This is a genomic window from Agrobacterium sp. 22-223-1, assembly GCF_053522385.1.
Genome location: NZ_JBNWCN010000003.1, coordinates 323,996 through 336,791 on the forward strand (window position 1 = coordinate 323,996; position 12,796 = coordinate 336,791).

The 12,796-nt window shown below is 61.9% G+C and carries 11 protein-coding genes; 5 read left to right on the forward strand and 6 right to left on the reverse strand.

The window, feature by feature from the left end; all coding sequences use genetic code 11:
* Positions 1-4: 4 nt before the first annotated feature.
* From ACQZ60_RS16855 to ACQZ60_RS16875, 5 genes are all read left to right on the forward strand, one after another.
* Positions 5-1,513 carry an ABC transporter substrate-binding protein gene (locus ACQZ60_RS16855; protein WP_003521672.1) on the forward strand — a complete coding sequence of 503 codons (1,509 nt, stop codon included), beginning with the start codon at positions 5-7 and terminating at the stop codon, positions 1,511-1,513.
* Between the two features lie 68 nt (positions 1,514-1,581).
* Entirely contained in the window at positions 1,582-2,529 is a 948-nt protein-coding gene (locus ACQZ60_RS16860; RefSeq protein WP_020810606.1) for an ABC transporter permease, read from the forward strand.
* A gap of 12 nt (positions 2,530-2,541) precedes the next feature.
* On the forward strand, positions 2,542-3,414 hold the full coding sequence (locus tag ACQZ60_RS16865) for an ABC transporter permease (protein ID WP_448735680.1): 873 nt from the start codon (positions 2,542-2,544) through the stop codon (positions 3,412-3,414).
* Positions 3,415-3,435: 21 nt separating this feature from the next.
* Complete coding sequence (locus tag ACQZ60_RS16870; protein WP_448735681.1) at positions 3,436-5,220, forward strand: gamma-glutamyltransferase family protein; 1,785 nt, start codon at positions 3,436-3,438, stop codon at positions 5,218-5,220.
* A 4-nt stretch (positions 5,221-5,224) separates the two neighbouring features.
* Positions 5,225-7,036: an ABC transporter ATP-binding protein gene (locus ACQZ60_RS16875; RefSeq protein ID WP_174040648.1), complete on the forward strand. Its 1,812-nt coding sequence runs from the start codon at positions 5,225-5,227 to the stop codon at positions 7,034-7,036.
* Between the two features lie 39 nt (positions 7,037-7,075).
* Here ACQZ60_RS16875 and ACQZ60_RS16880 read toward each other — a convergent pair whose 3' ends face one another.
* The 6 genes from ACQZ60_RS16880 to ACQZ60_RS16905 are packed head-to-tail and all read right to left on the reverse strand — an operon-like array spanning position 7,076 to position 12,622.
* On the reverse strand, positions 7,076-7,885 hold the full coding sequence (locus ACQZ60_RS16880; RefSeq protein WP_448735682.1) for an inositol monophosphatase family protein: 810 nt from the start codon (positions 7,883-7,885) through the stop codon (positions 7,076-7,078).
* On the reverse strand, positions 7,882-8,718 hold the full coding sequence (locus ACQZ60_RS16885) for a glycerophosphodiester phosphodiesterase (protein ID WP_448735683.1): 837 nt from the start codon (positions 8,716-8,718) through the stop codon (positions 7,882-7,884). Before ACQZ60_RS16885 ends, ACQZ60_RS16880 begins: the two co-directional genes overlap by 4 nt.
* Position 8,719: 1 nt before the next feature.
* Positions 8,720-9,754 carry an ABC transporter ATP-binding protein gene (locus ACQZ60_RS16890; protein WP_443406532.1) on the reverse strand — a complete coding sequence of 345 codons (1,035 nt, stop codon included), beginning with the start codon at positions 9,752-9,754 and terminating at the stop codon, positions 8,720-8,722.
* 9 nt (positions 9,755-9,763) lie between these two features.
* Positions 9,764-10,588, reverse strand: a complete 825-nt coding sequence (locus ACQZ60_RS16895) for an ABC transporter permease (protein WP_271045644.1) — start codon at positions 10,586-10,588, stop codon at positions 9,764-9,766.
* A gap of 1 nt (position 10,589) precedes the next feature.
* Positions 10,590-11,474, reverse strand: a complete 885-nt coding sequence (locus tag ACQZ60_RS16900; protein WP_448735684.1) for an ABC transporter permease — start codon at positions 11,472-11,474, stop codon at positions 10,590-10,592.
* A complete protein-coding gene (locus ACQZ60_RS16905; RefSeq protein ID WP_448735685.1) occupies positions 11,471-12,622 on the reverse strand; it encodes an extracellular solute-binding protein in 1,152 nt (383 codons plus the stop codon). The genes ACQZ60_RS16900 and ACQZ60_RS16905 overlap by 4 nt, the downstream gene beginning before the upstream one ends.
* Positions 12,623-12,796: the final 174 nt, after the last annotated feature.

Consider the following 12,796-nt stretch of genomic DNA (forward strand, 5'->3'; position numbering starts at 1 on the left):
GAACATGAAGAAAATCAAGACATTGACTGCCGCCTTATTGGCCGGTGCATTCCTGTCCACGCCGGCCATCTCGTCCGAATTGCGCATCGGCCTTAATGATGACGCCGACGTTCTCGACCCCGCGCAATCGCGCACCTTCGTCGGGCGTATCGTTTACACCGCCATGTGTGACAAGCTCGTCGACATCTCGCAGGACATGAAGATCGTTCCCCAGCTTGCCACCGAATGGGCCTGGTCCGAGGGCGGCAAGGTGCTGACGATGAAGATCCGCGACGGCGTGAAATTCCACGACGGCGAGACACTGGATGCGGCGGCTGTGGTCGCCACCATCGAGCGCAACATGACCCTGCCGGAATCCCGCCGCAAGAGCGAGCTTTCCTCGGTCGAAAAGGTCGAGGCCACCGGGCCGCTGGACGTTAAATTCACCCTGAAGACGCCAGATGTCACGCTGCTTGCGCAGCTTTCCGACCGCGCCGGCATGATCGTCGCGCCGAAGGCGGCCAAGGAACTGGGCGCGAATTTCGGTTCGAAGCCGGTCTGCGCCGGGCCGTTCAAATTCGTCGAGCGCATCCAGCAGGACCGTATCGTGCTCGAGAAATTCGCCGATTATTGGGACAAGGACAAAATTCTGGTCGACAGGGTCGTTTATCTGCCGATCCCCGATACGACCGTGAAGCTTGCTAATCTTCGCTCGGGAGACCTCGATATCGCCGAGCGCATCTCGGCCTCCGATGCCGAGTCCGTCAAGAACGATGCCAATCTGACCTATGCGGATGTCATCGGACCGGGCTACATGGCCATGTATGTCAATATCAACAATGGTTCGCGTGCGGATAATCCGCTCGGCAAGGACAAGCGCCTGCGTCAGGCCTTTTCTTATGCGATAGACCGGGAAGCGATCGGCCAGATCGTGTTCGAGGGCACCTCCAAGGCAGGCAATCAGGCCTTCCCGCCCACAAGCCCGTGGTTCAACCAGAATCTGCCGGTGCCGGCGCGCGATATCGACAAGGCCAAAGAGCTGATGAAGGAGGCGGGTTACGAAAAGCTCGACATCGAGCTTCAGCACGCCAACAACACGACGCAGACGCAGATGATGCAGGTCATCCAGTCGATGGTCGCGGAAGCGGGCTTCAACGTCACCCTGAAGGCCACGGAATTTGCGACGCTTCTGTCCGAGCAGACGGCCGGCAACTACCAGCTCAGCCGTTCCGACTGGTCGGGACGTATCGATCCGGATGGCAATCTGCATCAGTTCGTCACCTGCAAGGGCGGCATCAACGATGTGAAATATTGCAATCCCGAGGTCGACAAGCTGCTGAACGAGGCCCGCGCCTCGACCGAGGATGCGGTGCGCAAGGAAAAATACGATGCCGCGAGCGTCATCCTCAACGATGACATGCCGATCATCTATCTCGGTCACCAGCCCTATGCCTATGCCATTTCCAACAAGGTCAAGGGCTGGGCGCCGTCGCCGGATGGCATGATCCGCCTTCTCGGCGTCTCCAAGGACTGAACGCTTCGCATGCGCCGCACGGCCTTGCCGTGCGGCCCTCACGAATTGGCACGAACGAGGGCCATGCCATGCCTGTTTATATCGGCAAGCGACTGCTGGTCGCGATCCCGACGCTTCTGATCATCTCCATCTTCGTCTTCTCGCTGCAGAAACTGCTGCCGGGCGACCCGGTGCTTGCCATGGCTGGTGAGGAGCGCGATCCGGCGACGATTGAATTCCTGCGGGAGAAATATCGCCTGAACGACCCTGTGCCGCTGCAATATGTCAACTGGCTGGGCGGCGTCGTGACGGGCGATTTCGGTATTTCGCTGCGCACCAACCAGCCGGTGCTGGAGCTTATCGGCCAGAAGCTGCCGGTCACCATTCAACTGGCTGTCATGGCGATGTTCTTTGCCATGGTCATCGGCATTCCCATCGGCATTCTGGCCGCCGTCAAGAAGAACACATGGATCGACTACACGGCCAATATCGTGGCGCTTTCCGGCCTCTCCATCCCGAACTTCTGGCTCGGCATCATGCTGATCCTGCTGGTGTCGGTCAAACTCGGCTGGTTGCCGGCATCCGGTTATGAATCGATCTTTGTCGATCCCGTGCGTTCCATCGAAACCATGATCATGCCCGCCTTCGTGCTGGGCAACGCGCTTGCGGCGACGTTGATGCGCCATACGCGTTCGGCGATGGTGGCGGTGCTCAGTTCCGATTATATCCGCACCGCCCGCGCCAAGGGTCTTTCTCCGCGCGAGATCATCCTGTCGCATAGTTTCCGCAATGCGCTTCTGCCCGTCATCACATTGCTGGCGTTGCTCTTCGGCGAATTGCTGGCCGGGGCGGTTCTGACGGAGCAGATTTTCACCATACCCGGCTTCGGCAAGATGACGGTCGATGCAGTGTTCACCCGCGACTATGCCGTCGTGCAGGGCATCGTTCTTTGCACCGCCGTCGGCTTCATCCTCATGAACCTTCTGGCCGACATTGCCTATGTCCTGCTCAACCCCCGCCTCAGGGCGACGATCTGAGGCCCCGATATCATGACCGTTCTCGATCGAAACCTCTCCGTAGCGGTAACGCGGCAGGAAAGCCGCGCCTGGAAGAAGATGAAGCGCAACAAATCGGCGCTTGTCGGCATGGTTATCGTGCTGTTTTTCGCCGTCCTTGCCATCGCCGCGCCGATCCTGCCGATTGCCGATCCGGTGGCGACCAGCTGGTCGGCGATCCGCAAGGCGCCCTCGGCCGCCCATTGGCTCGGCACCGACGATCTCGGCCGAGACATCCTTTCCCGCATGATCTATGGCGCGCGCGCCTCGCTGATGGCGGGCGTGGTCTCGGTGATGATCGCCGTGGTCATCGGCGTGCCCTTTGGCCTGATTTCAGGTTATTTCGGCGGCTGGGTGGATATGGTCATATCCCGCATCACCGAAGCCTTGCTGGCCATGCCGTTTCTCATCATGGCGATTGCGCTTGCCGCCTTCCTCGGACCGAGCCTCACCAATGCGATGATCGCCATAGGCCTTTCCGCCATGCCGATCTTCGTGCGGCTGACGCGCGGGCAGGTGCTGGCGGTCAAGACCGAAGATTATGTCGAAGGCGCAAGGTCCATCGGCCTCAACCACATCGACATCATGACGCGTTACATCCTGCCGAATGTCTTCGCCCCTATCATCGTGCAGGCGACCCTGACGGTGGCGACCGCCATCATCGCTGAGGCGAGCCTTTCTTTCCTCGGCCTCGGCCAGCAGGCGCCGGCGCCCTCCTGGGGTTCGATGCTGAATACCGCGAAGAATTTCCTCAGCCAGGCGCCGTGGATGACGATGTGGCCCGGCATCGCCATCTTCCTCGTCGTCATCGGCTTCAATCTTCTGGGCGACGGCCTGCGCGACGCGCTCGATCCGCGCGAAGCATGATCTTTTACAAGGAATATCCGAATGAATGAATTCACCACACGCCCTGAAATCCTTGGCACCTTCGGCGTCGTCACCTCAACGCACTGGATCGCATCGGCCGTTGGCATGGCGATCCTCGAAAAAGGCGGCAATGCTTTCGACACGGCCGTCGCCACCGGTTTCGTCCTGCAGATTGTCGAGCCGCATCTGTGCGGTCCGGGCGGAGATATGCCCGCCGTGTTTTATTCGAAGCAGAAGGACAAGGTGGAAGTCATCTGCGCACAGGGCCCGGCCCCGAGCGGTGCGACGATTGAACATTACACGTCGGAAGGGCTGAAGCTGATCCCCGGCGACGGGCTGCTCGCCACCGTCATTCCCGGCGCCTTCGACGGCTGGATGCTGATGCTGCGCGACTATGGCACGATGAGCGTGCGCGACGTGCTGGAACCCGCGATCTATTATGCCGAGCACGGGCATCCGACATTGCCGCGGGTCTCCGCCACCATCAAGGGTCTGGCCGATTTCTTCGAGAAGGAATGGCCGACATCCCACGAGACGTGGCTGCCGGGTGGCGCGGCACCCGAGCCTCACGCCAATTTCCGCAATCCGGTTCTGGCCGCGACCTATCAGCGGATCGTCACCGAAGCCGAAGCGCGCTCCGGCCGTGAAAACCAGATCGAGGCGGCACGCGATGCCTTTTATCGGGGTTTTGTTGCGGAAGCTATTGACGGTTACGTGAGGACCGCGGAAGTCATGGATGCCAGCGGTGCTAAGCACAAGGGCGTGCTGACGGCGCAGGATATGGCGGATTGGAGCGCGACCGTCGAAGCGCCGCAGACACTCGACTATCACGACTGGACGATTGCCAAGACGCCCGCCTGGGGGCAGGGTCCGGTTCTGCTGCAATCGCTTGCGCTTCTGAAAGGCTTCGACATTGCGGCCATGGACCCCTCCGGTCCCGATTTCATCCACACCATCGTCGAAGCCATGAAGCTCGCCTTTGCCGACCGCGAGGTCTATTACGGCGATCCGGAATTCGGGCAGATCCCGACGGAATATCTCCTGTCCGAAGGCTACAATGCCGGCCGCCGCGCGCTGATAAGCGGCGAGGCCTCGCTGGAGCTGCGCCCCGGCACCGTGCCGGGTTATGAAAAGCAGGTGGACGCCACCATGGCCATGCTGGCCGAGATGAGCGGCACCGGCACGGTCTACGAGCCGACCATGTCGCATCTGACGGAGAAGCGCGGCGATACGGTGCATATCGATGTCATCGACCGCTGGGGCAACATGGTCTCCACCACGCCGTCGGGCGGCTGGCTGCAATCCTCGCCCACTGTTCCGGGCCTCGGCTTCGCGCTCAATTCCCGCGCCCAGATGTTCTGGCTGAAGGAAGGCCTGCCGACTTCGCTTGCACCGGGCAAACGCCCGCGCACCACGCTGACGCCTTCGCTTGCGCTTCACCAGGGGCGTCCCTCCATGGTGTTCGGCACGCCGGGCGGCGATCAGCAGGACCAGTGGCAACTGCCTTTCTTCCTGCGTTATGCCCATCACGGCAAGAACCTGCAGGCCGCCATCGACATGCCGCTGTTCCATACCGCGCATTTTCCGGGTTCGTTTTATCCGCGCACCAGTTCGCCGGGTGAAATCACCGTGGAGAGCACCGTGGGCGAAGCGACCTTGCAGGAGCTTCGCCGCCGCGGGCACCGCGTCACGGTTGCCGATGCATGGTCGGTCGGGCGGCTCACCGCCGCGCGTCGCGATGCGGATGGTCTGCTGCGTGCCGCTGCAACACCGCGGCTGATGCAGGCCTATGCGGTAGGGCGGTGACACCATGGAGACAAAACCAGTCCTTTCCGTCCGCAACCTCACCACCTCCTTCCTCGTCGATGGCGCGTGGAAGAGCGTGGTGCGCAACGTGTCCTTCGATGTCGCGCCCGGCGAAACCGTCGCGATTGTCGGCGAATCCGGCTCCGGTAAATCGGTGACGTCGCTGTCTCTTATGCGCCTGCTTGCCCCGGCCTCCAGCCGGATCGAGGGTGAAGTGCTGCTCAACGGGCGCGATCTTCTTGCGCTTTCCGAAAGAGAAATGCGCGGCGTGCGCGGCAACGATATCTCGATGATCTTTCAGGAGCCGATGACCTCGCTCAATCCGATCTTCACCATCGGCCGCCAGATTTCCGAAGTCCTCATCCGGCACAAGGGGCTTTCGAAGCAGGAGGCACGGGCGGAGACGGTGCGGCTTTTGGAAAAGGTTCGCATTCCCAACGCCTCCGGCCGTTTCGATGAATATCCGCACCAGTTTTCCGGCGGCATGCGCCAGCGGGTGATGATCGCCATGGCGCTCGCTTCACGGCCGAAACTGCTGATCGCCGACGAGCCGACGACGGCGCTCGACGTGACCATTCAGGGCCAGATCCTCGACCTGATAAAACTGTTGCAGGAAGAGGAGGGCATGTCCGTTCTCTTCATCACCCATGACATGGGTGTGGTGGCCGAAATCGCCGACCGGACGATCGTGATGTATCGCGGCGATGAGGTCGAGACCGGACCGACCGAGGACATCTTCCGGCGTGGCAAGCATCCCTATACGCGGGCGCTGCTTTCGGCGGTGCCGAAGCTCGGCTCAATGCGCGACCGGCAATGGCCGACACGGTTTCCGGTGCTCGACATGAAAACCGGCCTTTCGAGCGAGCCGCAGGAGGTGGCCGGAACAGTTGCGAGCGGGCAGACGCCGGTTCTGTCGGTCCGAAACCTGGTGACGCGTTTTGCCATCCGTTCCGGCCTGCTGGCACGCCAGACGGGTGCGGTTCACGCCGTCGAAAACGTCTCCTTCGATCTGTTTCAGGGTGAAACGCTGTCGCTGGTGGGTGAATCCGGCTGCGGAAAATCCACCACCGGCCGCTCGATCATGCGGCTTGTGGAGCCGACGGCCGGCGACGTGTCGCTCGACGGTTACGACGTGATGCGGCTCGATACGGTCGGCCTGCGCAATATGCGCAAATCCGTGCAGATGATCTTTCAGGACCCGTTCTCGTCGCTCAATCCGCGCATGACGGTAGGCACGGCTATTTCCGAGCCCTTCATCAAACACAAACTCGGCAGCACCAGACAGGCGAAGGAAAAGACGGCCGATCTTCTCGAGAAGGTGGGCCTGTCCGCCGATATGGCCAGCCGCTACCCCCATGAATTTTCGGGCGGTCAGCGTCAGCGCATCGCCATTGCCCGCGCGCTTGCGCTCGATCCAAAGGTTATCGTTGCCGATGAGAGCGTCTCGGCGCTCGATGTTTCCATCAAGGCGCAGGTCTGCAATCTGCTGCTCGACCTGCAACAGAGCCTCAACCTCGCCTTCCTGTTCATCAGCCATGACATGGCGGTGGTGGAGCGCGTCAGCCACCGGGTGGCGGTGATGTATCTCGGCGAGATCGTTGAGATCGGGCCGCGCGCGGCGGTTTTCGACAATCCGCAGCATCCCTATACGAAAAAGCTGATGTCCGCCGTTCCGGTGCCGGACCCGGCAAGGCGCGGGATAAGGCGCGGCATATCCAATGACGAGCTGAAAAGCCCGATACGGGCCATGGGATATGAAACGCCGGTGCGAAACTACAGGACGGTTTCGCCCGGCCACCTGGTGCAGGTGGCCTGAGACGATTGTTGCGGCATGGATGCTCCGAAGAGGAAACCGCTATGCGGGGTTCTTGGGCGGAACGCCGCGCAGGTGCTCCATAAGATAGGCATGGGTCGCGGCATTGGCGACGATGAGCGTACCGGTCTTTTCATAGAATTCCGGTCCGCGGCCCCACCAGTCGGTCACGATGCCGCCGGCCTCCTGCACCAGCAGAATGCCGGCTGCCGTGTCCACGAAGCCCGTTTCCTCATAATAGCCGGTCAGCCGGCCGCAGGCGACGTAAGCGCAGGAATTGGCGGCGCTGCCGACCACACGGACCGCGCCGATGGGCGCACGAACGGCGTCTAGGCGCTGATAGGCGCCGGGATAAAGCTGGAGATTGGGCGTGGGCAGGCCGGTGCCGACGCACATCAGGGCGACATCGGTGCTGGCATTGACCCGCAGCCGCTCGCCGTTGAGATAGGCGCCGTCTCCCTTGATCGCGGTGAACATCTCGTCGGAAACGGGATTGTAGACCAGCCCGCAGATCGTTTCATTGCCGCGGCGAAGCGCGATGGTGATTGTATAGTGCTGGCCGAAAAGGAAATTGGTGGTGCCGTCGATGGGGTCGACCAGCCAGCGGTGATCCTGATCCGCCCCTTCGACGGGCGCGAATTCCTCGCCGGTCAGTCCCCAGGGATATTGCCCGAGCAGGCGGTCGCGGATCAACGTTTCGGAATCCCTGTCCGCATCGGAAACGAAGTCCCCCGGTCCCTTGACGCCGATCTCGATCTCGCGGAAGCGCCTGAAATGGTCGAGCGTCAATGCGCCGGCTTCGCGGGCGGTGGCGACCATATGGTCGAGGATGGTGCTGTAATTGACTGTCATCGGCTGAAAACCTCGGCGAGCCCTTGCGGATCATCGGTGGTGATCTGGTCCACCTTAAGCCGCAGGAGGCGTTTCACCTGTTCTATGGATTGCGGTGTGACGCTGTTGATCGTCCACGCGTCGACCCGGCGGCCGGCGGCATGGATGGGGGCGATGATATCGACACCCGCATCCTCGGCGGCAAGTACGATCTCGTAGGCGAGGTAGATCATGTCGGCATCGGGTGCCGTGGCAAGGGCGTCTGCGATGAAGCCCGGATAGTTTCCGCTTGCCTTCAGGTCGGCTAGCGTGCCGCGATGGCAGGGATCATATCCGGTGCGAAGGTCGGGGGCTGAGCCGGCAAGCGTGGCGATGGCGTCGAAATCGCCGCCCGACAGGATCACGGACTTTGCTATTGGCGAAACGCTCGCCCCGAAACCGGCGACCACCTGCGGGGTAAGCGCTTGCCGGTCTTCCTTGAAATCGAGCTGGAGCAGGGCGTCGGGATGAACGGTGCCCTCGGCAAGCAGGGCGCAAAGGTCTTCGAGCAGCATTACCTTCGCATCGATGGGGTGGCCGTCATTTTCGCGCAGGTGGAGCTGACGCAGGGTGGCGGCGGATGTGTCGCGCACCCGGCCGGTGCCGGTGGTCTCCCGCTCCAGCGTCCGGTCATGCAAAACGGCGCAGCCGTGATCGGCATGAATAACGAGATCGACCTCGATGCTTGCACCGAGCCGCATCGCCTCGATGATACGCTCGCCGGTAAAGACTGGATCGTCAGCGCGGCGGCGGGCGCGATGCCATTTGAGCCATGTTCTGTGGCCGTCGCGGTCGATAAGGATCGGCTGGTTCATGTCAGCTCCGGTAGATTGGGCGGTTGTCGCGATAGGCCGTGACGGCACGGGGCGAAATCTGTACGCCCTGTCCCGCCTGAAACATATCCGGGTGAGCGACCATGGATTTGATCCTTGTACCATCGGCAAGATCAAGGTCGACAAGGCCGTGGGTGCCATAATCCGTCACCCGGTGCACACTTGCTTCCGGCGTTTCGGAAATCGTCAGATCGATGGCTTCAGGGCGAACGGCGAGAATGGCCGGTCCGTCGGAGACCGGGAGCGGCAGGCTGAAGTCTGCGCGCATGAAATTTCCGTCTGAAACCGCGCCCTCTATCAGGTTCATGGTGCCGATGAAGCCGGCGACGAACGGGGTCTGCGGTTCGCGGTAGATGACGCTCGGCCGGTCGATCTGTTCGGTCTTGCCGTTCGCCATCACGACGATGCGGTCTGCCATGGAGAGGGCCTCATCCTGACCGTGGGTGACGAACAGCGTGGTGATGCCGAGACGCTGCTGAATATCGCGCACCTCTTCCCGCAGCCGCTCGCGCAGATGCTGGTCGAGGCTGGCGAAGGGCTCGTCGAGCAGGAGTATTTTCGGTTCGAGAACCAGCGAGCGGGCGAGCGCTACGCGCTGCTGCTGGCCGCCGGAAAGCTGGCCGGTGGCGCGCTCGCCATAACCGGAAAGTCCGACGAGTTGGAGCACCGCCTCCACTTTCTCTCTGATGACGGCAGCCGGCATGCGGCGCAGCTTGAGGCCGAAAGCGAGGTTTTTGAAGACGTTCATGTGGCTCCAGAGCGCGTGGCTTTGAAACACCATGCCGGTCGGCCGCCGCTCCGGCGGCAGGTGGGTGACATCTTCGCCATCGATGGTGATCTGCCCGCCCGTCGGCTGCTCGAAGCCGCCGACCATGCGCAGCAGCGTCGATTTGCCCGAACCGGAGGGGCCGAGAAGGCAGACGAGTTCGCCATCGGCGACATCGAGCGAAAAGCTGTCGACTGCCTTGGTCCCGCCGGAATAGGTTTTCGTGACCTGGCGGATGTGAAGTACGGACATGATGATTTCCTAACCGCCGAAACCGCGGGCGAATGCGCCGCCACCGATGACGCGGCGGGCGAACATGAGGGCAATGAAGGACGGCACCCAGAGCAGGACGGAGAGGACCGCGCCATACTGGATGACCATCTGGTTGTTGATGTAGCTGATCATCAGCACCGGCATCGTGCGGATGCCGGGCGCACCGATCAGCCATGCGCCTTCCGTCTCGTAAAAAGTGCCGACAAAGCTCAGCAGCACGGCGGCGGCGATGGTCGGTCCCGCCTGCGGCAGCGTAATCGACCAGAAGACCCTGAGCGGACTGGCGCCAACATCACGGGCCGCCTCTTCCATGCGCCGGTCGACAGCCTGAAATGCCGCCACGGGAATCCAGATCATGAACATCAGCGTGCCGACGAGCTGGATGAGAACGACGCCCCAGAACGTGCCGATGAGGTTGAGCTGCAGGAAAATGGCGGCAATCGCCACCAGAAGCCCGAATTTCGGGAAGGCGTGGCCCGCAAGGAAGGAGAAGAACAGCAGGTTGCGGCCGGGAAAGCTCATACGCGCAAAGGCATAGGCGGCGGGAAGGCAGATCACCGCTGAAAGCAGCGTTACCACAGTCGTCAGCCGCAGGCTCAGTATCAGCGCGTTCCAGACATCGGCGCGGCCGAGCGTCTGGCCCCAGAAGCGGAAACCGAACTGCTGGGGAATGACGTTGGGGAAACGCCAGACCTCGGTGAATGCCCAGGTGCCCACGACAAGCAGCGGCCCGACGATGGCGACGGTGAGAAGGGTGGCGAAAAATATGCCGGGCCAGTCCATGCGCGTTCGCGCCGGCGTGAGGGTCGTCATGTCATTTCCCCTGGTTGCGTGCGACCGAACGCACGTAGAACAGGCCGAATGCGATGCAGAAACCGAAAGCGATGACGGCCTGGGTCATGGCGCCGATGGGATCCTGCACTTCGCGTAGCGTGCGCTGCATGAAGGGGCCGAGCATTTCAGGAGAGGCCGGTCCGAGAAGATAGGGCAGGGTGAAGGAGGAGAAAATGCCGAGCACCGAAAAGGAAAGCGCCACGAGGATGGAATTGGAAATGCGCGGCAGGATGATATGCCAGAAGACCTGAAGCGCATTTGCGCCCACATCCCGCGCCGCCTCCACCGACTGGTTGGCGACGCTGCCAAGCCCCGCGAGCAGGATGAGAACGGTCAGCGGAATATTGTCCCAGACGAGACCGATGACCGGTCCCCACGGGGTGAGATAGGGCGTGCGGATTTTCGGCAGGTCGACCGCATTGAGCAATATATCCACCATGCCGTTGGGCCCGAGGACGCGGATGAAGGCGAAGGCGAGGATGATCGAGGGCACGAACATCGGGAAGATGGCGAGCGCCTGCACATAAGCCGAAAGGCGACCTTGCGAAAAGCGCAGGTAGAGCGCGATCGGCAGGCAGATTACGAGCAGGAGGATCGCGCAGACCATGGTCGTCCACAACGTCACGGCAAGATTGTCGAGGCTGTAGCGGTCCGAGAAGAAGAAGCCGTAGCTTGAAAGATCGAAACCCGTTTCACCGTTCGCTCCGGTGCGCCAGACGGTGCGGCCGATGGCGTTGATGGCAGGCCAGATGACGAGCCAGATCATCAGGAAGACGGGGATGGCGACGAGCAGGAGGCCGACTGGCCTCCTGCCTGCCGTATCGTCGATGAGCGGGCGAACCGCTCCTTCCGCAACCTCGGTCACGACTTGCGGTCGACGTTGGGAGCGACGTTGCGATACCAGCCATCATTGATGGCGGTTTCCCATTTGCCGGCCGGGAAGGTCGGAATGGTCTGCGGGATGATGTCGGCAAAACGCTTGCGCAGTTCGGCCGGCACATAGTCCCAGGAAACGCCGGGGAAACCGCCGAGTTCGGTGAGGATCGCGCCCTGAATTTCTTCCGACAGCACGAAATTGGCGAGCTTCAGGGCGGCGTCGCGATTGGCGCCGTTGGCAAGCACCACGGCGCGCGAAAAATCACCGCAAAGCGCCAGATCCTGAAGCTGGACGAGGCCGGTTTCTTGCGGCAGAACGCCCTGATCGATGGCCTTCAGCACCTGATCGGACCATACAGGGGTCATGGTGACGACGCCCTGCGAAAGAAGCTGCAGCGACTGCGTGTTGCCGGAGGAATATGCGCCCTTGTCATAGAGCGACGGGGCGATGTCCTTGAGCAGCGCCCATGCCTTGCCGAGAGCCTTGTCGCCGGCTTCCTGGGTGTAATTGTCGACCGTGAAGGCCTTGGGGTCGAGGCCGTTGGCCTGATGGATGGCGCGGCGGACGAAGTTACCGCCAGAGCCGCCCTTGTCGGGACGGTTATAGACGAACTGGCCGGGATTGGCCTTGATCCATTTGACGAGCTCATCCCAGGTTTTCGGTGCATCCGCCGGCTTGAGCTTGCTGGTGTCATAGGCGAGCAGAACCTGGCTGCCGCGATAGGGCAGGCTGTATTCGCTGCGGATGGCGAGCGGATTGACGCGCGAATAGTTTGAGAGGCCGGCTTTCGCCATGTTCACATAGATGCCGGCATCGATGCCGCCGGTGGGCAGCAGGGGATCGGCCGTTTCGAAATAATCGGCCTGCGGATCGGTGCCCGTCTGCTTTGCGGCGATGGCGCGTTCGCCGATGGCGGTGATGCCGGCGCTGTCGCCGGCATCGACGAGGTTGAGCTTCAAGCCGGGATTGGCGGCTTCAAAAGCGGGCTTGATCGTATTGGACCAGAAATCGAGGATATTCGTATCCGAACTGGTGTACCAGTCGATCGTGCCCGGAGCGGCGAAGCTCATGCGCGGTGCAAGGGCGAGACCGGCGGCGGCGCCTGCGGCGGACATCATAAAGGTGCGGCGTTTCATCTATGTCTCCGATGTTTTCGGCGCGAGTGGAACTGCTGAGCGCTGGCCCCGGAAAGATGCGGGGAAGGCTCTGGCCGGTCGTTGCACAGCCGTGCATTTTTTGAACGGGCCGGCGGCGGTTCTAATGTCTTTCCATAACGCTTTCGTGACGGTTGATGCCGGCCGGTCTTGCCG